At 31.4% G+C, this 26,212-nt stretch carries 30 protein-coding genes; 13 read left to right on the plus strand and 17 right to left on the minus strand.

The genetic code is table 11. From position 1 onward, the window contains the following. Positions 1-75: 75 nt before the first annotated feature. The 3 genes from truA to BUC09_RS05260 are packed head-to-tail and all read left to right on the plus strand — an operon-like array spanning position 76 to position 2,978. Positions 76-828, plus strand: a complete 753-nt coding sequence (truA, locus tag BUC09_RS05250; RefSeq protein WP_073309390.1) for a tRNA pseudouridine(38-40) synthase TruA — start codon at positions 76-78, stop codon at positions 826-828. Continuing rightward, a complete protein-coding gene (locus BUC09_RS05255; protein ID WP_073309392.1) occupies positions 815-2,569 on the plus strand; it encodes an ABC transporter ATP-binding protein in 1,755 nt (584 codons plus the stop codon). Before truA ends, BUC09_RS05255 begins: the two co-directional genes overlap by 14 nt. Before the next feature lie 10 nt (positions 2,570-2,579). Next, positions 2,580-2,978 (plus strand): acyl-CoA thioesterase, encoded by a 399-nt coding sequence (locus tag BUC09_RS05260; protein WP_073309394.1) that lies wholly within the window; start codon positions 2,580-2,582, stop codon positions 2,976-2,978. A gap of 147 nt (positions 2,979-3,125) precedes the next feature. Here the strand turns inward: BUC09_RS05260 and folP are convergent, their stop codons facing one another. Further along, positions 3,126-3,947 (minus strand): dihydropteroate synthase, encoded by an 822-nt coding sequence (gene folP / locus BUC09_RS05265; RefSeq protein ID WP_073309396.1) that lies wholly within the window; start codon positions 3,945-3,947, stop codon positions 3,126-3,128. Positions 3,948-4,023: 76 nt separating this feature from the next. On the opposite strand from folP, the gene BUC09_RS05270 reads away from it, so the two are divergent. Genes BUC09_RS05270 through BUC09_RS05300 form a run of 7 tightly spaced genes read left to right on the plus strand, consistent with a single transcriptional unit; the run spans position 4,024 to position 8,615 of the window. Continuing rightward, the gene (locus tag BUC09_RS05270; RefSeq protein ID WP_073309398.1) at positions 4,024-4,566 is read left to right on the plus strand and encodes a DUF1599 domain-containing protein; all 543 of its coding nucleotides are present in this window, start codon (positions 4,024-4,026) and stop codon (positions 4,564-4,566) included. A 2-nt stretch (positions 4,567-4,568) separates the two neighbouring features. Next, complete coding sequence (locus BUC09_RS05275; protein ID WP_073309400.1) at positions 4,569-5,666, plus strand: BT_3928 family protein; 1,098 nt, start codon at positions 4,569-4,571, stop codon at positions 5,664-5,666. A gap of 2 nt (positions 5,667-5,668) precedes the next feature. Then, the gene (locus tag BUC09_RS05280) at positions 5,669-6,175 is read left to right on the plus strand and encodes a TlpA family protein disulfide reductase (RefSeq protein WP_073309402.1); all 507 of its coding nucleotides are present in this window, start codon (positions 5,669-5,671) and stop codon (positions 6,173-6,175) included. Between the two features lie 2 nt (positions 6,176-6,177). Then, on the plus strand, positions 6,178-6,927 hold the full coding sequence (tpiA, locus tag BUC09_RS05285; protein ID WP_073309404.1) for a triose-phosphate isomerase: 750 nt from the start codon (positions 6,178-6,180) through the stop codon (positions 6,925-6,927). Between the two features lie 6 nt (positions 6,928-6,933). Beyond that, a complete protein-coding gene (locus BUC09_RS05290; RefSeq protein WP_073309406.1) occupies positions 6,934-7,362 on the plus strand; it encodes a DUF1801 domain-containing protein in 429 nt (142 codons plus the stop codon). A 46-nt stretch (positions 7,363-7,408) separates the two neighbouring features. After that, the gene (locus BUC09_RS05295; protein ID WP_073309408.1) at positions 7,409-8,065 is read left to right on the plus strand and encodes a hypothetical protein; all 657 of its coding nucleotides are present in this window, start codon (positions 7,409-7,411) and stop codon (positions 8,063-8,065) included. Between the two features lie 10 nt (positions 8,066-8,075). Continuing rightward, entirely contained in the window at positions 8,076-8,615 is a 540-nt protein-coding gene (locus BUC09_RS05300) for a hypothetical protein (RefSeq protein WP_073309410.1), read from the plus strand. A 53-nt stretch (positions 8,616-8,668) separates the two neighbouring features. Here BUC09_RS05300 and BUC09_RS05305 read toward each other — a convergent pair whose 3' ends face one another. From BUC09_RS05305 to BUC09_RS14970, 5 genes are all read right to left on the minus strand, one after another. Continuing rightward, positions 8,669-9,859: a serine hydrolase domain-containing protein gene (locus BUC09_RS05305; protein ID WP_073309412.1), complete on the minus strand. Its 1,191-nt coding sequence runs from the start codon at positions 9,857-9,859 to the stop codon at positions 8,669-8,671. A gap of 418 nt (positions 9,860-10,277) precedes the next feature. Continuing rightward, positions 10,278-12,479, minus strand: a complete 2,202-nt coding sequence (locus tag BUC09_RS05310; protein WP_073309414.1) for a TonB-dependent receptor — start codon at positions 12,477-12,479, stop codon at positions 10,278-10,280. Beyond that, positions 12,479-13,771, minus strand: a complete 1,293-nt coding sequence (locus BUC09_RS05315) for a tetratricopeptide repeat protein (protein ID WP_073309416.1) — start codon at positions 13,769-13,771, stop codon at positions 12,479-12,481. Before BUC09_RS05315 ends, BUC09_RS05310 begins: the two co-directional genes overlap by 1 nt. 66 nt (positions 13,772-13,837) lie before the next feature. Next, positions 13,838-14,389, minus strand: coding sequence for a DUF4331 family protein (locus tag BUC09_RS14965; RefSeq protein WP_073309418.1), 552 nt, complete (start codon positions 14,387-14,389; stop codon positions 13,838-13,840). Positions 14,390-14,415: 26 nt separating this feature from the next. After that, positions 14,416-15,066 carry a DUF4331 family protein gene (locus BUC09_RS14970; protein WP_073310378.1) on the minus strand — a complete coding sequence of 217 codons (651 nt, stop codon included), beginning with the start codon at positions 15,064-15,066 and terminating at the stop codon, positions 14,416-14,418. Positions 15,067-15,217: 151 nt separating this feature from the next. Here BUC09_RS14970 and BUC09_RS05330 point away from each other — a divergent pair, with 151 nt between their 5' ends. After that, positions 15,218-15,748, plus strand: a complete 531-nt coding sequence (locus BUC09_RS05330; protein ID WP_073309420.1) for an RNA polymerase sigma factor — start codon at positions 15,218-15,220, stop codon at positions 15,746-15,748. Beyond that, positions 15,749-16,516 carry an anti-sigma factor gene (locus BUC09_RS05335; protein ID WP_073309422.1) on the plus strand — a complete coding sequence of 256 codons (768 nt, stop codon included), beginning with the start codon at positions 15,749-15,751 and terminating at the stop codon, positions 16,514-16,516. Between the two features lie 57 nt (positions 16,517-16,573). Here the strand turns inward: BUC09_RS05335 and BUC09_RS14760 are convergent, their stop codons facing one another. The 11 genes from BUC09_RS14760 to BUC09_RS05385 form a co-directional block, all read right to left on the minus strand. Further along, positions 16,574-16,732 (minus strand): hypothetical protein, encoded by a 159-nt coding sequence (locus BUC09_RS14760; RefSeq protein ID WP_159432938.1) that lies wholly within the window; start codon positions 16,730-16,732, stop codon positions 16,574-16,576. A 1-nt stretch (position 16,733) separates the two neighbouring features. Next, positions 16,734-17,687: a signal recognition particle-docking protein FtsY gene (ftsY, locus tag BUC09_RS05340; RefSeq protein WP_073309424.1), complete on the minus strand. Its 954-nt coding sequence runs from the start codon at positions 17,685-17,687 to the stop codon at positions 16,734-16,736. A 160-nt stretch (positions 17,688-17,847) separates the two neighbouring features. After that, positions 17,848-18,000, minus strand: coding sequence for a DUF4295 domain-containing protein (locus BUC09_RS05345; protein ID WP_014166478.1), 153 nt, complete (start codon positions 17,998-18,000; stop codon positions 17,848-17,850). 41 nt (positions 18,001-18,041) lie between these two features. After that, positions 18,042-18,224, minus strand: coding sequence for a 50S ribosomal protein L33 (gene rpmG / locus BUC09_RS05350; protein ID WP_035640032.1), 183 nt, complete (start codon positions 18,222-18,224; stop codon positions 18,042-18,044). Positions 18,225-18,251: 27 nt separating this feature from the next. Beyond that, positions 18,252-18,488: a 50S ribosomal protein L28 gene (rpmB, locus tag BUC09_RS05355; RefSeq protein ID WP_073309425.1), complete on the minus strand. Its 237-nt coding sequence runs from the start codon at positions 18,486-18,488 to the stop codon at positions 18,252-18,254. A gap of 68 nt (positions 18,489-18,556) precedes the next feature. After that, positions 18,557-19,813 (minus strand): CinA family nicotinamide mononucleotide deamidase-related protein, encoded by a 1,257-nt coding sequence (locus tag BUC09_RS05360; RefSeq protein ID WP_073309427.1) that lies wholly within the window; start codon positions 19,811-19,813, stop codon positions 18,557-18,559. A gap of 45 nt (positions 19,814-19,858) precedes the next feature. After that, complete coding sequence (locus BUC09_RS05365; protein ID WP_073309429.1) at positions 19,859-20,203, minus strand: Hpt domain-containing protein; 345 nt, start codon at positions 20,201-20,203, stop codon at positions 19,859-19,861. Next, positions 20,203-20,814, minus strand: coding sequence for a fumarylacetoacetate hydrolase family protein (locus BUC09_RS05370; RefSeq protein ID WP_073309431.1), 612 nt, complete (start codon positions 20,812-20,814; stop codon positions 20,203-20,205). The genes BUC09_RS05365 and BUC09_RS05370 overlap by 1 nt, the downstream gene beginning before the upstream one ends. 71 nt (positions 20,815-20,885) lie before the next feature. Continuing rightward, on the minus strand, positions 20,886-21,659 hold the full coding sequence (locus BUC09_RS05375) for a 3'-5' exonuclease (RefSeq protein ID WP_073309433.1): 774 nt from the start codon (positions 21,657-21,659) through the stop codon (positions 20,886-20,888). Positions 21,660-21,727: 68 nt separating this feature from the next. After that, positions 21,728-23,029: a dihydrolipoamide acetyltransferase family protein gene (locus BUC09_RS05380; protein ID WP_073309435.1), complete on the minus strand. Its 1,302-nt coding sequence runs from the start codon at positions 23,027-23,029 to the stop codon at positions 21,728-21,730. Between the two features lie 72 nt (positions 23,030-23,101). Next, a complete protein-coding gene (locus tag BUC09_RS05385) occupies positions 23,102-24,244 on the minus strand; it encodes a glycosyltransferase family 2 protein (RefSeq protein WP_073309436.1) in 1,143 nt (380 codons plus the stop codon). Positions 24,245-24,352: 108 nt separating this feature from the next. On the opposite strand from BUC09_RS05385, the gene BUC09_RS05390 reads away from it, so the two are divergent. After that, the gene (locus tag BUC09_RS05390; RefSeq protein WP_073309438.1) at positions 24,353-26,212 is read left to right on the plus strand and encodes an ABC-F family ATP-binding cassette domain-containing protein; all 1,860 of its coding nucleotides are present in this window, start codon (positions 24,353-24,355) and stop codon (positions 26,210-26,212) included.

The raw sequence follows: 26,212 nt of genomic DNA on the forward strand, positions 1-26,212 counted from the left end.
AGCAAGCTAAAGGACTACTTTAAAACATTTTATTCCTCTAAGTAATTCTGTTATCTTTGCGCAAAAGAATTTACATTGAGGTATTTTATAGAATTTGCTTACAAAGGAACCCATTATCATGGTTGGCAATACCAACCAAATGCCATTTCTGTTCAGGAAACATTAAACAAAGTGTTTTCAACTTTGCTACAAGACGAAATTGAAATCGTAGGCGCAGGAAGAACTGATACTGGAGTTCATGCATCACAAATGTATGGTCACTTTGATACAGAAAAGACTTTAGATTTAGAGCAACTCAAATACAAAGCCAATTCTTTTTTACCAAAAGACATAGCAATTTCTAAAATAATAAAAGTTCATGATGACGCTCATGCTCGTTTTGATGCAACATCAAGAACCTATCATTACCACATCTCAACAATAAAAGATGTTTTTAACAATGAGTTAACTTGGTTTTCACAACAAAAGTTGGATATTGAAGCCATGAATAACGCTGCTAAATTATTACTAAATTTTACAGATTTTCAATGCTTCTCTAAATCAAACACTGATGTTTTTACATACAATTGTGACATCACAGAAGCATATTGGACTCAAAAAAACAATGAACTTATTTTTACCATAAGTGCCGATAGATTTCTTCGCAACATGGTTCGCGCCATTGTAGGAACATTGGTAAATATAGGTTTACACAAAATAACAATTGATGATTTCATCAAAATAATAGAAAGCAAGGATCGAAAAAAAGCAGGTTTTTCGGTACCAGCACAAGGATTATTTCTTACTCAAATAAAATATCCGTACATCAACAACGATGAAAGCATTTGATAAAAAACTTTTTAAGCGTATCCTAGAGTATACTAAACCCTATAAATTTCGCTACAACAGCGTAATTATTTGGGCTATTTTACTCTCTATATTTGCTGCTTTACGTCCTTATTTACTTAAAAATATTATTGACGATTATGTTTTTCCTAAAAACAATAATGGCTTTGTAATTATGCTTACTCTCATGGGAATAACATTATTACTTGAAGTACTTGCTCAATTTTATTTTGTCTATTGGGCAAACTGGTTAGGACAAGATATCATTAAAGATATTAGGATAAAACTCTTTAAGCATTTATCTAACTTCAAAATGAGTTACTATGACCATGAACCTGTTGGTAAACTTGTAACTAGAACGGTTTCTGATATCGAAGCCATTGCACGAATTTTCAGTCAAGGGTTATTCATGATTATTAGTGACTTGATGAAAATGTTTGCTATTTTGATTTTCATGTTTTACATGAACTGGAAGCTTACAATGATTGTACTATTTTCTATGCCGATTTTGATTTATGCAACGAGAGTTTTCCAAATAAAAATGAAAGGAGCTTTTGAAGAAGTAAGAACTCAAATTTCCGAAATGAACACTTTTGTTCAAGAGAGAGTTACTGGAATGAAAATCGTTCAACTTTTTACAAGAGAAGATATCGAATATGAAAAGTTTAAAGAAATAAATCATAAACACAGAGTAGCTTGGGTGAAAAACGTGTGGTACAACTCCATTTTTTTTCCAATTGCTGATATTGTTACCTCGCTAACTTTAAGTTTTATTATTTATTACGGAGCTATTTTGGTACTTAATCACGACCCTTTTACAGAAAAAGGAGATTTGTTTGCCTACACCATGTACATCGCAATCTTTTTTACTCCACTTCGTCAAATTGCCGATAAATTTAATGAGATGCAGATGGGAATGATAGCTGCCAATAGAGTTTTTGAGGTACTTGATGACAACAGTCATTCAGAAGATAGCGGAACAAAAACTGCTCCTGATTTTGAAGGAAACATTGAATTTAAAAATGTTGTTTTTGGATACAAAAAAGAGGAAGATGTATTAAAAAACATCAATTTAAATATCAATAAAGGACAAACTGTGGCCATTGTAGGTGCCACTGGAGCTGGAAAATCGACTATTATAAATTTATTAAATCGCTTTTACGAAATAAAATCGGGCGAAATATCAATTGATGGTCACAACATAAATGAGTACACTTTAGAAAGTCTTCGCAAGCAAATTGCTGTCGTTCTTCAAGATGTATTTTTGTTTGCAGATACCATTCACAACAACATTACGCTAAACAATTCAGACATTTCTAGACAAGAAGTAATCAATGCGGCTAAAGAAATTGGTGCTCATGAGTTTATAATGAGTTTACCAGGAAATTATGATTATGATGTAAAAGAAAGAGGAATCATGTTATCTTCCGGACAAAGACAGTTGATAGCATTTTTGAGAGCTTACGTTAGTAATCCGAGTATTTTAATTTTAGACGAAGCTACATCTTCTATTGATGCTTATTTAGAAGAATTAATCCAAAAAGCTACAGATACATTAACCAAAAACAGAACATCAATTGTTATCGCCCACAGATTAGCAACTGTAATCAATGCCGATAAAATTGTAGTTTTAGACAAAGGTATTGTAGTAGAAGAAGGAAATCATAATCAGTTACTGCAAAAAGAAAACGGTTTTTATAAAAAACTATACGAAGCACAATTTATTAACCACGAAGAAATATAAAATTAGTAAAATGCAAAAATTTTCAATTGAATTAGACGTTAGAGATTACGAACTAGATGTACAAGGAATTGTAAATAATTCAGTTTATCAAAATTACTTAGAACATGCACGTCATGAATTTTTACACCACCACGGTATCGATTTTGTTGAATTTGCTCAAAATAATATCCTGCTAGTTGTGAAAAGTATCGAAATGAATTTTAAAAACTCTCTTGTAAGTCGAGATAAATTCAAAATTGAAGTTTCAGCAGAAAAAGAAGGCAATTTAAAAGTAGTTTTCCATCAAGATATTATCCGACTATCTGATAATAAAGCTATTTTATCTGCAAAAGTAACGGGAGTTGCTATCAAAAATGGAAGACCTGTTGCTCCAGATACTATTCCACAAATTGAAGGTTTTTTAAGTTAATCTATTAAGTATAATTACTTAAAAAAAACGTCAGTTCGAGTATTTTTTTATGAAATAAAAAAGTATCAAGAACCTTTTTAAGAAAATATTTCTTGCTCTCGATATAATTTTCTAACGAAAATCACTCGAGCTGACAAAATAATAAAATCAACAAAACTTATTTAAAAGCTTAACGCACTCTACAGCTTCTTTTACATCGTGTACTCTTAAAATGCTAGCACCTTTACTTAAAGCTAATGCATTTAGAGCTGTTGTACCATTTAAAGCATTCTCTGGTATTGTTTCAAGTGTTTTATAAATCATAGATTTTCTAGAAATACCCACTAAAACTGGTAATTCAAGCATTTGAAACAACTCTAGTTTAGAAAACAGTTCAAAATTTTGCTCTAGGGTTTTGGCAAAGCCAAAACCCGGATCAACGATTAAATCATTTATTCCTAAACTTCGGGCTGCATTTATCTTTTCAGAAAAATAGAACATCACATCTTTAACTAAATCATCATACTGCGTTAATTGTTGCATGATTTGAGGAGTTCCTCGCATGTGCATCATAATATAAGGGACCTGAAGTTTTGCAATGGTGGGCAACATGTTTTCATCCAAATTTCCTGCGGAAACATCATTGACAATTGCAGCACCTCCATTGATAGTTTCTTCGGCAACTTTAGCGTAAAATGTATCTATAGAAAGTAGCGTTTCAGGAAAGTTTTTTAAGATTAAATCGACTACAGGCACTACCCTTTTCAGTTCATCTTCCACAGAAATTAAACCAGCAGTAGGCTTTGTCGTTTGTCCGCCAATATCAATAAAAGTAGCACCTTCATTAAGCATTTTTTCTACCTGATTTAAAATAACAGTATCAGAAGAAAACCTTCCCCCATCATAAAAGGAATCAGGAGTTACATTTAAAATCCCCATCACTTTGGGCTTTGTTAAATCGATCAGGTTTCCTTTACAATTGATGGTCATTTTTATATTTTTTTTAAAGAAATTCTAAACAAAAAAGGCTATTTTTGGACAAACTTGATACAAATATAAATTAATAATGAGTAACACCTCACAACAATACGACGCAATCATTGCAATTTGTCGTGATTTATACACAAAAAAATTACAGGATTATGGCTGTGCTTGGCGAATTTTGAGATTGCCATCACTTACAGACCAAATATTTATAAAAGCACAACGCATACGTTCATTACAAGAAAATGAGGTTCGAAAAGTAGATGAAGGAGAAGCCTCAGAATTTATTGGAATTATCAATTATTCTATCATGGCTTTAATCCAATTAGAAAAAGGAGTGGCAGATCAACCAGATCTAAGTGTTGAAGAAGCTGTTACTCTTTATGATGAAAAAATCAAATTGACAAAAAATTTAATGGAAGCTAAAAACCATGATTACGGTGAAGCTTGGAGAGACATGAGAGTTAGCTCACTAACCGATTTGATATTGCAAAAAGTATTAAGGGTTAAACAAATTGAAGATAATAAAGGAAAAACTATAGTTTCTGAAGGAATTGATGCAAACTATCAAGACATGATTAACTATTCTGTTTTTGCTTTAATACATATGGATTTAAAAAAATAAACATGAAATATTTAGTACATTTTTCACGTCTGTTTGTTGGCGTTTTATTCATCATTTCTGGATTAATCAAACTAAATGATCCCATTGGTTTTTCATACAAATTAGATGAATATTTTGGTGAAACAGTGTTTAACTTACCTTTTTTACTTCCTTTCACTCTCAATTTAGCTCTTTTTGTTGTTATCATGGAAGTGGTTTTAGGCGTAATGTTATTGGTTGGTTATAAACCTAAATTTACCGTTTGGAGTTTATTAGGGCTAATTGTTTTCTTTACCTTTTTAACATTCTATTCTGCATATTTCAATGTGGTTAAAGACTGTGGTTGTTTTGGAGATGCCTTAAAATTAACTCCTTGGGAATCATTTACAAAAGATGTAGTTTTACTAGTTTTTGTTCTTATACTTTTCTATGGAAAACAACATATATCACACTTATTTAGTTCAAAATTTGCTTCGGCAGCTTCAATAATAAGTATTCTTTTAAGTTGTTATTTGGGATATCATGTATTAAATCATTTACCAGTAATTGACTTTAGAGCATTTGCAGTTGGCAAAAACATTCAAAAAGGAATGGAAATTCCAGAAGGTGCTCAAAAATCTGAATACGAAATGAAATTCATTTACGAAGTAAACGGAGTGAAAAAAGAGTTCTCTGATAAAGAATTAATGAATTTACCAGCCAATGCTAAATTTGTTGATAGAGTAGACAAACTAATTAAAGAAGGCTATGTACCTCCTATTCATGATTTTAGTCTTGAAAAAGATGGAGTTGATGAAAAAGACCAAATCCTTTCTGAAGAAAAAGTAGTTTTCTTTACGATGTATAATTTAGATAAATCTGCTAGTTCAGGATTAGAAAAACTAGAAGAGTTTTCTAAAAATGCTAAATCAAAAGGGTACAGAGTATTTGCGTTAACAGGTTCTGCAGCAGATGCGATTGCAAAAACAAAAAAACAATATGGTCTTACTTTCGACTTTTATTTTTGTGATCCAACTACAATCAAAACTATTGAAAGAGCAAACCCTAGTATAGTTGTTTTAAACAAAGGTACTGTGGTTCAAAAAGGACATTATAATGATATTGACTCAATAAAACTATAATTATGAAAAAGATAGCATTAGTAGTATTACTTATTGGAGGAATTCTTTTAGCATTTGCTTATTCAGCAAAAAATCAAAAAGATAAATTCTCTGGACAAACATTAGCTTCAAAACTTAAAGATACAGCTGGAAATGAAATTACTTTTCAAGAAATCATTGACAAAAGTAAAGGAAAACCAACTGTTATAGAATTTTGGGCTTCTTGGTGTGGTGATTGTGTGAAAAACATGCCTAAATTAAAAGAATTACAAGCCAATCATCCTAATGTGAATTTTGTTTTCTTATCAGCAGATAAAACTCCTGAAGCTTGGCTTAAAGGAATTGAAAAACATCAATTAACAGGAGATCACTATTTAATGGATGGAGGAATGAAAGGAAGTTTTGGTAAATCAGTAAATCTTGATTGGATTCCTAGATACATCATACTTGACAAAACAGGAAATATTGCTTTATACAGAGCAATAGAAACTGATCACGAACAAGTAAACAACCTACTTAAAACATTATAAAAATGAGACAGAAAATAGTAGCCGGCAACTGGAAAATGAATAAAAATGCTGGTCAAACACAAGAATTAATTACCGAATTATTACAAAATCTTCCTCAAACAGAAGCAAAAGTTATTATAGCTCCCACCTTTGTGAATTTAGCTCAAGCAGTCAATCAAACAAAAGGGACTGCTATTGAAGTAGTAGCTCAAAATATGCACCAAGCTGAAGGCGGAGCCTTTACTGGAGAGATTTCTGCTGATATGCTAACAAACATTGGAATTAAAACCGTGATTTTAGGTCACTCTGAACGTCGTGCCTACTTTCATGAAACAGATGCTTTGTTAGCGAATAAAGTTGATACTGCTTTGAAACATGAAATGAAAGTTATTTTCTGTTTTGGTGAAGAACTAAAAGATCGTCAAGACAAACAACATTTTAATGTAGTTGAATATCAATTGAAAGATGCTTTGTTTCATTTAGGTGAAGATGCTTGGAAAAACATCATTTTAGCTTACGAACCAGTTTGGGCTATTGGTACAGGAGAAACTGCTTCGCCAGAGCAAGCACAAGAAATGCACAAATTTATTCGTGAAACTATTTTAGAACGTTACGGAAATGATGTTGCTGAAAATGTTTCAATTTTATATGGAGGAAGTGTAAAACCAGATAATGCTAAAGAAATTTTCTCACAAGCTGATGTAGATGGAGGTCTAATAGGTGGAGCTTCTCTAAAAGCTGATGATTTTGTTGGGATTATTAACGGGATTTAATTTTTTGTGAAAATACAAGACCAAATTCAAGAATACATTTCAAGTTTAGAGCAACCTAAACGTAATGAAATAGAGGAATTACACAAACTGATTCTTACAATTTCACCAGAATGTAGATTATGGTTTGAGAATGGTAAAAACAAAGAAAATAAAATTGTTTCAAACCCAAATATTGGATATGGTTTTTATACTATAAAGTATGCTGATGGCAAAACTAGAGAATTTTACCGTATTGGATTGAGTGCAAACAAAACGGGTATCTCTGTTTATATTTTGGGTATCGATGATAAAACTTACCTGGCAAATACCTTTGGTTCAGAAATAGGCAAAGCAAAGGTAACGGGATATTGCATTAAATTTAAAACTCTAAAAGATATAAATATCAATATTCTTAAAAATGCCATTCAAAGTGGTTTTGATTATAAAAATCAATAAGTCAACAATTTTGTTTCTTAATCCATAATAAAAAAACTTCTTAGCAGTGAAATCATTACTCATTCTTTTAACCACAATTATAACTTCTTTTTTATTTGGTCAAAATCCACAAGATAAAGACTTGATGAAATTTTTACCTAAAGGCTATGTCCTTTTTGAAAAGATTAAAGGAGATTTAAACAAAGACGGTCTTGATGATATAGCTTTGATTATTAAGGCTACTGACAAAAGCAAAATTATCAATGATGAATATCGAGGTGAACTAGATAGAAACAGAAGAGGAATTATTATCTTATTGAATAAAAAAAATCGTTACGAGTTAGTCACTAAGAACTATAATTGTTTTTCCTCTGAAAACGAAGATGGTGGTGTGTATTTTGCCCCTGAGCTTTCTGTAGAAATTAAAAAAGGGAATTTATATGTTCATTACGGTCACGGAAGATATGGTTTTTGGAAATATACGTTTAGATTAAAAAATCTAGATTTAGAATTAATTGGTTATGATTCAACTAATGGTGGAGCTGTAATTGAAAGTGAAACAAGTATTAATTTTTTGAGCAAAAAAAAGCTTGAACGAATAAATGTAAACCATGAATCTGAAGGCGGAGATGAAGTTTTTAGAGAAACTTGGTCAAAAATAAAGTCAAACAAAATCATTAAATTATCTGAGATTGTTGATTTTGATAATCTAGAATTTCAATAATTCCCAAAAAATGAAACACTTACCAATACTTCTTTTTTTTATTATTTTGTTTTCTTGTAATGAAAATAAAAAATCCACGTCCAATACTGATTTACCCTTTTTCCACTTTGACAAAGTAGAATATTATCATCCAAACATTACTCAAAAGGAGTTTCAAAGTATTATAATGAATTCCAACAAGACTAGAGAAGATGAAGCTCTTTTACAAATCCTTACAGGTAATGTTCCAGTTTCGATAAAGGATACTATGTTTATAAAAAACATGGAAATTCTTAATTTTGAAAAGGATGTTATTGATCCTAAGTTACATTCTAAAATATCACATTTGTTCTCTTTAAGAGAAAAAAAACATTCTCTTGCTCCAACATGTAAATCTGACTACAAAGACATTCTTATTTTTAGAGAAAAGAATATTATTGTAGGCATGGCCAAAATTAGTTTTGACTGCAAAAGACACCAAATGATTGGAGAAAGATATAATGATTCTAAATTTGGTCAATCTGGTGAATATGAAGAATTAAAAAAAATTCTAAGTATATATAATGAATAAAAAAAACAGCTTTTTTGCTGGTTTTTTTTATTCAATTTAAGTAGTAAAACTAACTAGATTTCATTACTCCAGGATTCATTATAAATTTTAATACAACTATCACTCCAATTAGGATGTGGAGGTGGTTTATGTCCAGCATTAGATAATGATACTACAATTAGGTTGTTATTCTTAAAACAAAGCCACCAACTAGCAATCTGAATTTTTTCCGAAAAAGGAATCCATCCTCCATGCCCATAACTTGTGTTTCCACTCTTAGAATCAATATTTGCGTACATTCCAAATCCAGGATCTGGATATGGTAGTAATGGTAACATTTGTTTCTTCATATCATCTGAAACAATAATCTCTGTAAACAAAAATGTCTGTACAAATTTGGCAAAATCTACCACCGAAATAGCCCAACCATGTGCACCACTATATAAATAATCATTAGTTAAATAATCATATCCATGATTTTTTGGAGAATGTTGGTACTCATATAATAAAGTAGTTTCTAAACCTCTAAAGCTACCTCTAGAATTACAATTAGCTCCCACCACTCCTGAAGGAATTAAAACACGTTCATTTACAATTCTCATATATTCATTAGCATAAGCCTCTTCAAGATTAGTATCAGAACGAAAAATAAGTCCCACCTGCTTTGTAAATCTGTTGTAACTATTTAAGAGAGGAATTATAACACGAAATACTGAATAATTAATATTTCTATACTCCCAATTCTTTTTGGGTAAATTAGTAGGTCCTAATTCCATACTACTTTTAATTTTAGCAAAATCGTGACCATCCTCACCTACAGTAAATCCAGTTCTATGTGTCAAAAAATCTTGAAAAGTAAGTGTTTGTACTGTGGGATGTAACTTCCAATTACTAGGTAAAAAATCTTTCACAAGAGTAGTTACAGGAAGATCTTTGTCTTGAAGAATATTTAAAACTGTAGCTGCCGTAATTGTTTTACTCATACTCGCCACATTAAAACGATCGTTAATAGAAGCTGTCATTTGTGGTGGATCAATAGCTGTTCTTCTGGCACCTCCACTACCAAATCCTATTCCTGAATTTTTACCAATTTTAATATGATTAGTTTTTAGTTTACTTTCCAATTTATTCTGATCAAAGGAAGAAGTGTCTCCTAATAAATATACTAATTCTTCTGTGACGCAAATAAATCGATATCCATCAGGAGCAGATTCTTGCATCATAGCATTTAAATTGTTTCTAAATTTTACAAAGTCAAATTTCATATTTTAGTTGTAGTTAAATAGTTTAATAATAATAATAATAATTATAAACATCTTCTATTTTTTAAATTTGAAAAAAAATTCTTACAAAATATAAATAAAATACAAAATTTCGATAAACTACAAATAAATACCAATCTACAACATGTAAAACTGACTACAAAGTCATTCTTATCTTTAGAGAAAAGAATATTATTGTAGGCATGGCCAAAATTAGTTTTGACTGTAAAAGACACCAAATGATTGGAGAAAGATATAATGATTCCAAATTTGGTCAATCTGGTGAATATGAAGAATTAAAAAAAATTCTAGAACAGTATAAATTATAATTTAGCCTAAATTAACAAACCCCAACACTTAAAACTAAAAAAAAGAATTGGGGTTCATCAAAAAAACAAACAATCAAATAATAAACTAACTATCAAAACTTAAATAAAACCTTTCCTTTTAAATTAAATGGTGTACCTGGTGTAAAATGTATTTCGGTAACACTTTGTGATTCATTTTGTAACTGTGATTCGGTAGCAAACTGAGTTTCATTCCATTTCACATTTAATATATTTTCTGCAGATAAACCAAAAGTGAAATTTTTCCACTCATAATTTATATTTGCATCTGTAATTCCATATCCTAACGCTACTATCGAATTATCTTCGTTAGCGGGTCTAGATTTTAAATACCTGTACTGTATTCCTCCTGACCAATTTTTATAATCTTTTAAACTTATTCCAGCTGTTGTAGTAAAATCTGGGGCCAAAGGAATATAATTTAACCCCTCAGGTTCCTCAGTACTTCTAGCATGAGTATAAGTCAAATCTGAATCAAAAAACAAATAATTATTGAATTGATATCTTATTCCTAAATCGATTCCTTTTCGCATGGTTTTACCACTTGGTTCTACCACACCCTCATCTCCTACATAAACAAACTCTTGTTGTAATTTAAGTAACCAAACTGATGAATTCACAATCAACTTTGGCAATGGCTTAAATAGTATTCCTAAATCGCTACCAAAAGAACTTGGAAGAATTTCTTTTCCTAATTGAGACACTACAACTCTAGCATCATTTGAATGAAAACCGTATCCTGATTTTAAAAACAATTGTAAATTATTGTTGTGTGTGTATATAAAATTTAATTTTGGTGATACTATTGTTTTATCTACAGACTCATTTGTATACTTTTCCTGTAATTTATCTTGATAGTTGAATTTAAAATGATCTAATCGAATTGATGGATTTACTTTTAATTTCCCAAAATTGATTTCAGCATTCAAATACGAGAACAAATTAGTTTGATTGATATCTCCCAACTTTATGTTTTCTAGCACTTCATTTCTATTGAGTGTATGCGATAATTCAGAATTTGAAGTTTCATCATTTCTAAAACCTAATCCTAATTGTAAATTCCCTAATCTCATTTTTTGGTTAAACTCCGAATTTAAACCATAAATATTTCTAAATTCTTTTTGTCTAATTTGATCACCATTAACAGGATCATTCAAAAAAAATGTAAAATTTGAATACAATTTAAATTGATAATTTGAAAAATATACATTGGTTTTTAATGACAAGTTTTCATCAATTGGTTTTACAAAAGAAACATTGAAATTTGTTCGCTGAGTTTCCCCTCCCTCTGTATTATCTACTGCTCCAAATCTTGATATCGTTCCATTATCAACTAATCGTTGTGGTATTTGACCCGATGCGTCCCAATTACTTGTAAAATGAGAAGCTAAAAATGAAACCTTTCCATTATTTAATAAATTATAAGTGTATTTCCCTAAAATATTAATGCGTTTAAAATTTTGTGGCGATTCAAAAGGACCATCTGTTAACATATATTCAGAAGCAATGTAAGCGCTGTTTTTAGATTTTGGTTCCAATAAGTCAAAAATCCCATGAATTCTTAAGGTATTAAATTGACCAACTTCTGCCCCTACACTACTGTTATCTATTCGTTCTTTTGTTTTAAAACTAACATAACCTGCTGTACTAAAATCTCCTTTACTTGCATAGTAACTTCCCTTTCCAAAATCAATTTTATCTATGGTTTCTGGAATTACAAAGTGTAAATCTGCATAGCCCTGACCATGAGCGTGTGAAACCATGTTTACTGGTATTCCATCTACATCTAGCGCAATATCTGTTCCATGGTCAATATCAAAACCACGCAAAAATATTTGTTCTGCTTTACCACCTCCGGCATGCTGTCCTATAAAAAGACCAGGTACTTTTCGCAAAATCTCCTGAGATGATTTTACTGGAGTTACAGCCAAATCTATTTTAGAAATAATATTCATCGCCGAGAGTTTTGAATTAACTACTACTTCATCTAACTTAAAAATACTCGGAATTAAAATAATTTTAATATCATTAGTTTCTATCGGAAATGTTTGCTTTTCAAAACCTAATGCCGAAACAGTTAATGTATCTTTTATGGTAGTATTTTCTATAGAAAATTTCCCAAAATCATCGGTGTGTGCATGAGCCTTTGTTCTAAGATTCAAAATGTATGCATTTTCAATAGGATTGTTTAATGAATCTAAAACAGCTCCTTTTTGAATTTGAGAATAAATTAATGTGGCTTGTAAAAAAAACAGTATGGCTAATATATTTTTCATTATAATCTATCAATCTTTGTAACCATGTTAGGTCCTAATTCATAAACACTTGCTTGAAGTTCTTTTTTTATTGACTTAATTTGATTGATTTCATTATTGGCTTTATAAATACATGCTAGATGATATAAAACTTCCGGTTCAAATGATTTATTTACAATGTGCTCATTTGCTATCTTTAATGCTTGTTTAACATCACCTTTTTTATAATAATACCATGCTAACAAATCATACGATTGAGGTGTTGGTCTATTAGCAATCTCTTCTTTAGCAATAACTAAAGTCTTATTTAAAGTGTTATTATCATCTGCATAAAGAAAACCATTATACTTATTATACATCACACCATAATTTTTACTCTTTAGAGTATTGAAGTATTTTTTTAGATAAATTTCTTGGGAAGCAAAATCTTTCTCGTATTCAGCAATTTCTGCTTTTAGTAGATAAAAATCAGGCGAATTGTGTTTTTTAGAAACAACATCTATAATTCTTTTTGCTTCTGATGTGTTTTTTTCGTGTGAAAATGCGATCCAAGCTAAACCTTTAAGAGCAAAAGAATTATTAGGATCAATTTTTAAAGTTTTTATGTAATGTTTATAGGATTCTTCGATGTTACCAGCATGTCCATACATATCACCAAGATTGGAATGCGTCCATGAAAGAAGATACTTGTTATCAAATTTCTCGACAATTGCTGAAGCTTTTTCCATCATTGCAATTGCAGCCTCAAGATCACCCTTGTGATCATTCCATTTTGCTAATCGTATTAAGTAATCAAAATCATTACTGTCGCTTATTGCAACAAGACTTTTTTTTGCTAATTCATAATTACCAAGCTCCATTTGAACATCGAAGAGTAATTTATGAGTTTCATTGATTTTATCACCTGTTTTAAAAGCTTTATTAGCTAAATCTAACGCTTCTTTAAATCGATGTTGTGTAATATAGTTTTTTGCTAATGTTCTCAAAGAGCTAGCATCAGTGTAATTTAATTGCAGGTTTGATTTGATTAACAATTGTTCTGCTTTATACAAAGCTTGTATGTCACCAGTTTGTTCAAAAAGAACTGAATAATTTGCAGCAATTTTATTTAAATAACTGGTTTGATTGGGAGCTTTGTCAAATTTGTTCTGCCAAAATTCTATTTCTTTTAAAGCAAAATCAGTCTTTTTGTTATCATTTGAGACCAAAAAAGAATCATACTCATCAGCATTTGTGATTTGGTCACTTTTTTTATCACATCCCATCAAAAGCAATGTGAATAATATTGTAATAAAAGCAGATAAAAGTTTCATATGAGTTCTATTAATTAGTTAAAAAGAGCATGTTTAAATAAAACATGCTCTATTAAAATAATCCGTTTACCAAGCCGAAGCCAAGTAAGGGAAAGAAAGTGTAAATGCTTTATCATTTGCATTTACATGATCTGAAGTTAGCTCAGCATTAGAAGTTCCTGATGGTCCACCAAAAATTAACAGTAATTCTACATCAATCACGTCATCTGCTAAAGTTCTTCCTGTTAAAACATTTGTTCCATCAAAAAAAGTCGTTGTTGCTGTTTTGCTAACATTCAAAACGTCTGTAGCCAACAAACCTGTAAATTGTGCTGCCGTTTGTCCCAATGCATTTGTAGTATATCCTGGGTTTAACGCTAATAATCTTGATTCAAATACTGATTGATATGAAGCTGCCATCATAGATGGAGTTGTCATATTAAAATTATCTTTTGGAGTTCCTGAAGCAACAAAAACTGTATTTATTGCTGGTCTAGCCATCTGGTCTTTTTGGACATAAGTTCCCGAAAAGTCAGGGCCATAATCAATCACTTGATTATCATCGTTATCATTACAACTAACTAAAGATAATGAGGTTAAAATCACTGCAGCTATTACTTTATATTTATATGTTTTCATAAAAGTTATTTTTAAAAAGATTTATATTATTGCTTTTGTTTAGTTTCAACCCAAACATTAACCGTTGAAGATGTTCCTAAAGCTGTTTTAGGTACTTCAATTACTGTAGAAAGTACATTTGTACCTGCAAAAGTGTCTGTACCCGGATTGTTAAAACCAGTTGCAGTTCCTGCTAGTATTGCTTTGTATTGATTTAAATCAAAAAAGAAGGGATCATCTCTTGGTCCTGCAAAAAACTTCATTCCATTATTTGTAGCAATAACTGGAGCTTGTCCATATTGTGAAATATCTACACTTCCAGAAGCTGCGCTCGTTTTAATTGTACTTGATGTACCAGCTGTTCCTGGAGCAACAGGGCCAAAAAAGTACATTTTATTTCCTCTTTTAATAGCTTGAATTACCAAGTCTTCAACATTGTCGTTGTTATTATCAATGTTAATTTCAGTTAAGACATTTTCATTAAAACTTGCCATTGCTGTAGCACTTGGACTTAACAATCCTTGTGAATTAACAACAAATACCAAATTATTTGAATCTTGTCCTTGAAATGCATAAACATCAGTTATATCTGACGCATTACCTGTAACAGCTGGAGCATCTGCGTGATCGGCTGCAATTAAAAATAAACCTACCGCTGCGAATAATGATAGGCCTACATACTGTTTTGTCTTTTTCATTTTTATTGTTTTTTTAATGATTATAACTACACTTACGGCAAAAGTTTCGATGCGGTTTTCAAAAAAGTAACTTTTTTTTAAAAAAAATAATAAGTCCCAGAAAGTCAGCATTTAAAAAAGAATATTTATGTTTGTAATACAAACCTTATTTATGAGCCAAGAAGAAATTGTTACGTTGTTATTAAAAAAAGATGATAAAGCATATAGTGTTTTATATGACATGTATGCCAAAAGTCTTTTTGCTGTTATTATTAATTTAATTAATGATAGAGAAGAAGCTGAAGATGTTCTTCAGGAAGTTTTTGTTAAAATCTGGAAAAACATTGACACCTATAATGAATCTAAAGGTCGTTTTTATACTTGGATGATTAATATCGCCAGAAATTCTGCCATTGATAAATTACGTTCTAAAAACTTTAACAAATCTAAAAAAAACCTATCTACAGATAATTTCGTACATCTACTTGACGAGAGCAATAAATCTGCTTTTAAAATTGACGCCATTGGTATTCAGGAGTTTATTAAAAAACTTAAGCCAAAGTGTATTGCTTTAATTGATTTATTATTTTTTAAAGGTTATACTCAAGTGGAAGCATCAGAAGAATTAGAAATACCACTTGGAACTGTCAAAACACAAAACAGAAATTGCATTAATGATTTAAGAACTTTTTTAAAAGTATAGATGGATATTAAAGATTACATAGAATCAGGAATATTAGAACTTTATGTTTATGGCTTACTTGACGAAGCTCAAAACAAGGAAGTGCTAGAGATGTCTAAAAAACATAAAGAAATTGAAAATGAAATTATAGCCATAGAAAAGTCTATCCTTTCATTATCTACAAGTTTCTCTCCATTCCTTTCGGTTCAGAATTTTGAAAAAATCAAAGCTGAATTAGAAATAAAACATAATAAAATAATAGAATTAAAATCGAAAAGTAGTAGATACAATTATGTAGGATGGGCAGCAGCAGCTTTATTTTTACTTTTCATTGGCTATCAATATCAACAACAGTCAATACTAAAGGATGCTAATAACGAACTAAATCAAACAATAGTTTCTTCTGAAAACGAAAATAGAAGAGCTAACGAATTACTAAACATTATAAGAGACAACAATAATACTGTTGTTACATTGGCTGGACAAACTGTAGCTCCTAAAGCTGTGGCAAAGGTGTATTGGAACAAAGAAACTCAAAAAGTGTATATAGACGCTTCGGGATTACCTACACCGCCAGAAGGCAAAGAATATCAAGTTTGGTCATTAAAACTTAAACCTGCATTAACTCCAACTAGTATTGGTTTATTATCTGAGTTTAACCAAAATGGTTCAAAAATATTCGAAGTTAGTAAAACTCAAGATGCAGAAGCTTTTGGAATTACGCTAGAACCAAAAGGAGGAAGTAAAACACCTACAATGGAGCAGCTATATACTCTAGGTTCTGTTTAAATAACATAAAAAAACCAGCCATTTGGCTGGTTTTTTTTTATATCTCTAATATTTTTTCTATTTCTTTTCTTTATTAAACTTTACCCATGCAGCAATGTACATGATAAGTGCTATAAAATAAAATGCAATAGAAACATAAAGATTCTTTACAGTTTGTGCTAACAACAAAGCAGAAGTAGCAAATAAAAAGAAATGAAACGCTTTAAAACTTTGCATATTATTTAAAGAATGAATCTACGAATTCGTATTTATTAAACACTTGAAGATCATTAATACCCTCTCCAACTCCAATATATTTTACTGGTATTTGAAATTGATCTGAGATACCAATTACAACACCACCTTTTGCTGTACCATCTAATTTAGTAACTGCTAAACATGTTACTTCTGTAGCCGCAGTAAACTCTTTTGCTTGTTCAAAAGCATTTTGTCCAGTAGAACCATCAAGAACTAAAAGAACATCATGAGGAGCATCTTCAACTACTTTTTGCATTACACGTTTTACTTTAGTAAGCTCATTCATTAAACCTACTTTGTTGTGTAAACGTCCTGCAGTATCGATGATAACAACATCTGCATCTTGAGCAACAGCACTTTGTAAAGTATCAAAAGCTACCGAAGCAGGATCACTTCCCATTTGTTGTCTTACAATAGGCACTCCTACTCTATCAGCCCAAATTTGTAATTGATCAATTGCAGCTGCTCTAAAAGTATCTGCCGCTCCTAAAACTACTTTATAACCTGATTTTTTAAACTGATTTGCCAATTTACCAATTGTAGTCGTTTTTCCAACTCCATTTACTCCAACAACCATAATGACATATGGCTTTTTATTAGCTGGAATGGTAAATTCAGTTTCTTCACCAGAATTAGTTTCAGATAATAACCCTGCGATTTCTTCACGAAGTATTTGATTTAGTTCTTCAGTTCCTAAATATTTATCTTTAGAAACTCTTTCTTCAATACGTTCAATAATTTTTAAAGTGGTATTAACCCCTACATCAGAAGTTACTAAAACTTCCTCTAAATTATCTAAAACTTCGTCGTCTACTTTTGATTTACCAGCTACAGCTTTAGTTAATTTTGACAAAAAAGAAGTACTTGATTTTTCAAGACCTTTGTCTAGTGTTTCCTTTTTTTCTGAAGAAAATAATCTTTTGAAAAAGCTCATTTTAAATTATGAGTTATAAGTTATAAATTTTAAAAGTCTAAAAACCATTGTGAAAATCGTATTTAAAACACGATAAAATTAGGCTTCTAAACTATAGCAAATATAAAATAAAAAAGCTACTTCCCAATGAAAGTAGCTCAGTTATATTGAATTGATAAAATTATTTCTTTTTAAGAAATTCATCTACTTCTTCTGGAGACATAATAGCCTCAACAAAAGTGTAAGCACCAGTTTTTGGAGATTTTACCATTTTGATAGCTTTTGATAATCTCTTAGAAGCTGTTTGTAATGTTGCAACGGTTTTCTTTGCCATGACTTATACTATTTAATGAAGTATTGTAAAAAACTTCTAGATTATTTAATTTCTTTATGAACAGTCACTCTTTTTAAGATAGGATTGAATTTTTTGATTTCTAATCTATCTGGAGTGTTTTTTTTGTTTTTAGTAGTGATGTAACGAGAAGTTCCTGCTACGCCAGAAGCTTTATGCTCAGTACATTCTAAAATTACCTGGATTCTATTACCTTTCTTTGCCATTTTGCTATAAATTTATTAAGGAACAGATTATTTAATAAATCCGTCTGCTTGCGCTTTTTTCAAAACTGCAGAAATTCCGTTCTTGTTAATCGTTTTAATTGTAGAAGCAGCTACTCTTAGAGTAATCCATCTGTCTTCTTCAGGAAGGTAAAAACGTTTTTTAACCAAGTTTACAGAGAATTTTCTCTTAGTCTTGTTCATAGCGTGAGAAACGTTATTTCCTACCATCGCTCTTTTTCCTGTAAGGTCACAAACTCTTGACATTATGCTTATCTTTTATCGTTATTCAAAATCAGGGTGCAAAGTAACAAAAAAGAAACCTTTTGTGCAAACTATTTTTTGTAGTTTTTTAAAATTTCTTTGTAAACTAACTCTAATCCTTTATTTACCGCTCTATCTATGACTTTTTCGCGAGGTTGACCAAAGTTAAATTCCTCAGTAAAAACTTCTTTTGGCGTTGCTATGCTAATAAAAACTGTTCCAACTTCAGCATTAGAATCTCCTTTAAGCGGACCTGCGTTTCCTGTTACAGCGATTGCAAAATCTGTTTTAAATAACTTTTGCACACTTAGCGCCATAGCTTCAGCTATTTGAGTACTAACAACAGAATATTCCTGAATTAATTGATTAGAAATCCCTAAAACATCTTCTTTCGCAACAGTCGCATAACTTACTACACTACCCCTAAAATAAGCAGATGCTCCTGAAACAGAGGTTAACACAGAAGCAATCTTACCTCCTGTACAACTTTCTGCAGTAGCTATTGTTAAATTTTCTTTTACCAAAAGCTTTCCTAAGACCACTTGTAATGTATCATCCTCTTCTAAACCTACGAGACAATCTTGAATTTGAGGCTCTAATAAAGCAATTTTTTCAGCTAAAACTTTTTCTAGCATATCTTCATCTTTACCTCTAGCAGTCATTCTTAAACGTACACTACCTGGACTTGGCAAATAAGCTAATTTAATGAAATCTGGCAGAGCATCTTCCCATTCCTCTATTCGTTCGGCTAACAGACTTTCACCAACTCCGTAAGTCAATAAAGTTTTATGAATTATAAAAGGACGATCGTATTTTTTAATTAGCCTAGGAATAACTTCATTTTCAATCAAATGTTTCATTTCGAAAGGAACACCCGGTAAAGAAACAAAGACTGTTCCTTCTTTTTCCATCCACATTCCAGGCGCAGTTCCAACTTGATTGAACAAGACTTCACATTTTGATGGCACTAAAGCTTGATCTTTGTTTAGCTGTGTAATTGGACGTTTAAAATACTGCTCAATCAATTGAGTTACATGATTCAAAACATCTTCATTAACCACTAACGTATCCTCAAAATATTCTGTTAATGTCTTTTTAGTTATGTCATCTTTTGTTGGCCCAAGACCACCAGTAATAATAACTAGATTAACTTTATTTTGGAGCTGTAAAAGTGTATCTAAAATATGTTTTTTATCATCCGAAATAGAAAGCATTTCATTAACTTCTATTCCAATTTGATTTAAAGATTTAGCAATAAAACTCGAATTAGTATCAACTATTTGACCTATTAAAATTTCATCACCGATGGTGACAACTGTTGCTTTCATTTTTATATAAATAGAAAGTGAAGTATTTAAAAACTAGCTTGGAAATTATAAATTAAAATCTTTTTTCACCTCATCAAGTGCTGCGTCAACACGTTCTTTTAGGCTTTTATAAACTTCTTTAATTTCTTTCTTTTTTCCTTTATCTCTAGTCCATTGCTCTATTTGAAGTATCTCTTCTTTTGCAGAATCCATTCCCAACAAGTCTAAAGTTGGTTTTGTTTTATGAGCAAAACTGTATGCCTTAGCATAATCTTTTTCTTTGATACCCTCTCTCATCTCTTTGATATCTCCCGGTACCTCATCAACAAATAAATTTATTATTTGCAATACAAAATCTTTGTCATCATCTGATATTGCGTAAACTTTTGCTAAATTATAATGTATTGCCATTATTTTACTTGAATCTTAAATAATTGTTTTTCTTCAATAAACCCTTCCAAAACATCATCAGGACTAACTTTTGCTACTCCTGCTGGAGTTCCTGTAAAAATAATATCACCTGTTTTTAGTGTAAAAAATTCAGAAACATGAGCAATAATTTCATCTATTTTCCACAACATCATACTAGTGTTACCTTTTTGAACAGTCTCACCATTTTTGGTTAATTCAAAGTTAATATTTTCTAGAGAATCAAACTCTTTTTTCGATAAAAAGTCACCTATTATCGCCGAACCGTCAAATGCCTTCGCTTTTTCCCACGGCAAGCCTTTCTCTTTTAATTTTGACTGTAAATCTCGGGCAGTAAAATCGATCCCTAAACCTATTTCATCATAATATTTATGGGCAAATTTAGCATCAATATACTTCCCTACTTTATTTATTTTTACCAAAATCTCCACTTCATGATGCACATCATCACTAAACTCAGGAATGACAAATGGAAATTGCTTTGGTAAAATAGCAGTATCTGGCTTCATAAAAATTACTGGCTCACTTGGTCTTTCATTATTTAATTCAGAAATGTGGTCAGCATAGTTACGACCTATACAGATTATTTTCATAATATTCAGTTCTTAGTTATTGGTTATAAACATTAACGAATTACAAAACGATCCGCTAACATTAAAACCAACTACTGTTTTGTGTTCAGTTTTCTTAATTTAATACCAGTTAAAACCTTTTTAGTATACAATGGAAAATCAGCATTTTGAATCCAACCAAAATATCCAGGTTCCTTCTCAAGCACTTCTTCTACTAATGCTCCTTTATGCTTTCCAAAAGTGAAAATTTCATTACCATCAGCATCTAAAGCTATAAAACCTGCAAAATCCACAAACTTTTTACGTGTCGTAAATTCAGACAATGATTTCATATCATTTTCTAAATCCGGATAACGATCTAACTGAGCTTTAAGTATTTCATAAGTTGCTTCAGTATCTGCTGCTGCACTGTGGGCATTTTCTAAACTTTGTCCACAATAAAACTTGTACGCAGCACTCAAAGTTCTTTCCTCCATTTTATGAAAGATGGTTTGCACATCAACAGAAACTCTGTTTTTCATGTCAAAATCAACCTCAGCTCGTAATAATTCTTCAGCTAATAAAGGAATATCAAAACGATCCGAATTGAATCCTGCCAAATCTGAATCTTTAATCATATTATGAATTTGAGACGCTAATTCCTTGAAAGTTGGTTCATTCGCAACCTTTTCATTAGTGATTCCGTGTACAGCAGTTGACTGTGGTGGAATGGGAATAGTCGGATTTACCAACCAAGTTTTACTTTCTTTATTTCCGTTGGGATATATTTTAACTATTGCAATTTCTACGATTCTGTCTCTTCCAACGTCGATTCCTGTAGTTTCTAAGTCAAAAAAACAGATTGGTCTGTTTAGTTTTAATTCCATTTTATTTATTTGATAAGCAAATATAAAAAAACCACGCAATAAGCGTGGTTTTCAATTTATGATTTAGACTAAATATCTCTATTAATATCCCAAGCTTCAAGATAATCAGCAACGCGTTTCACGAAACTTCCCCCCAAAGCTCCATCAACAACTCTGTGATCGTATGAGTGTGATAGGAACATTTTTTGGCGGATTCCAATAAAATCCCCTTCAGGAGTTTCAATAACTGCAGGTACTTTTCTAATAGCTCCTAAAGCTAAAATACCTACTTGTGGTTGGTTGATGATAGGCGTTCCGAAAACTGACCCAAAAGTACCAACGTTAGTAACTGTATAAGTTCCGCCTTGAGTATCGTCTGGTTTTAATTTTCCAGCTTTTGCACGGTTTCCTAAATCATTAACCGCTTTTGCCATTCCAACTAGATTTAATTGATCTGCGTTTTTAATTACAGGGACAATCAAGTTTCCATTTGGTAAAGCGGCAGCCATACCTAAGTTGATATTTTTCTTTTTAACAATATATTCTCCTTCTACTGAAATATTCATTCCAGGGAAATCTCTTAATGCTTTTGCAACAGCTTCCATAAAGATTGGAGTAAAAGTTAACTTCTCTCCTTCTCTCTTTTCGAAAGCGTTTTTCACCTTATCTCTCCATTTCACGATGTTTGTCACATCAACTTCAATGAATGATTGAACGTGTGCAGATGTTTGTACTGATTCCACCATGTATTTTGAAATCAGCTTACGCATTCTGTCCATTTCAACTACTTCATCAGCACCATTTACTGATACTGGAACTGCTTGCGTTGATGCTTGAACTGGAGCAGAAACTGATTTTGGAGCTTCAGCAACTGCCGTAGCAGGCTTACTACCTCTATTTTTAATATAATTTAATAAATCTTCTTTATTTACACGGCCATCTTTACCTGAACCTTGAATCGATTCTAATTCAGCCAAAGAAACTCCTTCAGCTGCAGCAATATTTTTTACTAATGGAGAGAAAAACTTATCCGAACCTGAAAAATCTGCCGGAGCTGCAGTTTCTTTTGCTACTTCAACTGTTTTAGCAACTTCTGCAACTGGAGTTGAAACCGTTTCTGCTTTTGGAGCTTCTGCTACAACAACACCACCTTCAGTTTCAATGATAGCAATTGTTTGACCAACTTGCACCACATCATCTTTTTGGAATAATATTTCTACAAGTGTTCCAGATACTTCTGAAGGCACTTCACTATCTACTTTATCTGTAGCGATTTCAAGAACAGCTTCATCTTGTTCTATTTTGTCACCAACATTTTTTAACCAGTTTGTTACGGTTGCTTCTGCAACGCTTTCTCCCATTTTGGGTAATTTCAATTCAAACTTTGCCATATTTTTAAACTAAAGTTGTGTTTCCTTATTCGGTTTGCAAAATTAACATTTTTTTGTTCGATTCACCACGAATCAGTCAATTTTTGTTAAATTTATTACTTCACCTATATCGTTTGCGTTATTACTACCAATCATATAGTTCGTCGATTGTGGTATTATCTTAAAAGTATATCCTTTGTTTCTACTATTTTCAATAAAGGCGATTATATCTTTAAATGAATAACTATTGTTGTCTAAAACCACTTCTATGCTAGCAGACATTTCATAAAGATAATTATTATTCATTTTTTGAACTCTTGCATGCTTATCAAAACATTCTTTAAAGCTATCTTCTTCGGAAATAAGCAAATACGAGCTCACATCTGCTTTATTCTCTTTTTGTTGATTCTTTTTAAACAAAACAAAAAAGAAAATACCAATCTTCATAAAAAGATTAAAAAACCATGAGCCTCCAAAATGCTTTTTATAGAAAAACTGCATCGCTTCACTAAATCGTTTCACATATTTTTCATCACGAACTGTACTTTCTCCTTTATAATGTATAACAGAAGTTTCGTGGAAATAATAATTTTTAAAACCTGCTTTTTGAACCAAATAACTCAAATCGATATCATCTGAATACATAAAACAGTTTTCATCAAAACCTCCTACTTGTAAGTATAAATCTTTCTTCATTACCATAAACGCACCCACAAGAATATCAACTTCGCCCGATTCATCATCTTCCAAATGCTGTGCATAATACTTATTAAATAAAGGAGATTTTGGAAAGAATTTATATAAACCAAAAATTTTAGTCAGTGCCACCCAAGGTGTAGGCACACCACGCTTACATTCGGGAAGGAAATTGCCTGTTCCGTCGATGAGTTTACAACCAACAATACCTAAATCCGTTTTCGTTTGGGCAAACTGCAGTACTTTTTCAAAAGTATCTTCAGCAACAACAGTATCAGGATTTAAAATACATATATATTCGCCTTTAGCTTCAGCAACACCAATGTTATTTCCTTTTGGAAAGCCAAAATTCACCTTGTTCTCAATCAGTTTTACACCAGGAAATCGTTGTTTTATCATTTGGCAACTGTCGTCCTGAGAAAAATTATCTACCACAATAATTTCTCCATCAATGTTTTGAAGTGCTTTTTGAACACTCAAAACGCATTGTTCTAAAAAGTATCGAACGTTGTAATTGAGAATGATTACTGAAAGTTGCATCTTGCGAAGATATATTTTAACTGCTAAAGTTGCAATCTTTCAAAGTGACAAAATTTAATTTCAAAAGATTACTTTTGCAACTCATAACATATAACTCATACTTAAAAAGTGAATTACCTTTCAGTCGAAAATATATCAAAATCATTTGGCGAACGCACTTTGTTCGAAAACATCTCATTCGGAATTAACAAAGATCAAAAAATAGCCTTCATTGCCAAGAATGGTTCAGGAAAAACTTGTATCATGAAAATCCTTAATGGTGAAGACGAACCAGACACAGGACAAGTTGTAGTGCGCAAGGATATTAAAATGGCTTTTCTATCTCAGGATCATAATTTACAAGATGAATTAACTATTGAAGAAAGTATTTTCGCTTCTGATAATGAGATATTGAAAGTAATTGAGCGTTATGAAAAAGCATTAGAAAATCCAGAAGATGAAGAAGTTTACCAAAAAGCTTTTGATGATATGGACCGTCACAATGCTTGGGATTTTGAAACGCAATTCAAGCAGATTTTATTCAAACTAAAGCTAGAAGACTTTAAATTAAAAGTCAAAAATCTTTCGGGTGGACAAAAAAAGCGTCTTTCATTAGCTATTATATTAATCAATCGTCCTGATTTATTAATTCTTGACGAACCTACCAATCACTTGGATTTAGAAATGATTGAATGGTTGGAAAGTTATTTCGCAAAAGAAAATATTACTTTGTTCATGGTGACACATGACCGTTTCTTCTTGGAACGTGTTTGTAACGAAATCATTGAACTTGACAACGGGAAATTATACCAATACAAAGGAAATTACTCATATTATTTAGAAAAGAAAGAAGAAAGAATAACTTCAGAAAATGCTAGCATCGACAAAGCCAAAAACTTATTCGTAAAAGAATTGGAATGGATGCGTCGCCAGCCTAAAGCTCGTACTACCAAATCAAAATCACGCCAAGATGATTTTTACGTTATCAAAGAAAAAGCACAGAGTCGTCGTAAGGAAAATGTAGTTGAGCTTGAAATCAATATGGAGCGTATGGGTAGTAAAATTATCGAGCTTCATAAAATCTCTAAAAAATTCAAAGAAAAGGTCATACTTGATAATTTTAGTTATGACTTTCAACGTGGTGAACGAATTGGCATCATTGGAAAAAATGGAACAGGAAAATCAACTTTTTTGAACTTACTTACTGGAACTATTCCTTTAGATAGCGGAAAAGTAATCAAAGGGGATACAATTAAAATTGGTTACTATACTCAAAGTGGCATCGATCCTAAACCAGGTCAACGAGTTATTGACATTATTAAAGAGTACGGAGAATACATTCCGTTAGCAAAAGGTAGAATAATTTCGGCTTCACAATTATTAGAGCGTTTTTTATTTGATTCTAAAAAACAATACGATTACGTAGAAAAACTAAGTGGGGGTGAATTGAAACGTTTGTATTTATGTACCGTTTTAATTCAAAATCCAAACTTCTTGATTCTAGATGAGCCAACTAACGATTTGGACATTGTGACTTTAAATGTACTTGAAAGCTTCTTGTTAGATTACCCCGGATGTCTTGTAGTAGTTTCTCACGACCGTTATTTTATGGACAAAATCGTTGATAATTTATTTGTTTTTAGAGGTCAAGGAGAAATTGAAAACTTCCCTGGAAATTATTCCGACTTTAGAGCTTATGAAGACAGTATCGAACCAGTAAAAGAAGAAGCGAAGGAAAAAGTAAACTGGAAACAAAACAATCCTACAACTTCTGGCTTATCATTCAACGAACAAAAGGAATTTCAGAAAATTGAGCGCGAAATCAAAGATTTAGAGCACAAGAAAAAGGAAATTGAAGCTTTATTTTCGGATGGAAAAGTAGCCGATGCAGATATTGAGAAAAAAGCTAACGAGTTACAAAACATCATCAAAAAGATGGAAGAAAAAGAAGAACGTTGGTTTGAGTTGAGCGCTAAGATGGAAGGGTAA

The sequence above is a fragment of the Flavobacterium terrae genome (assembly GCF_900142035.1).
In the GTDB taxonomy this organism is placed as follows: domain Bacteria; phylum Bacteroidota; class Bacteroidia; order Flavobacteriales; family Flavobacteriaceae; genus Flavobacterium; species Flavobacterium terrae.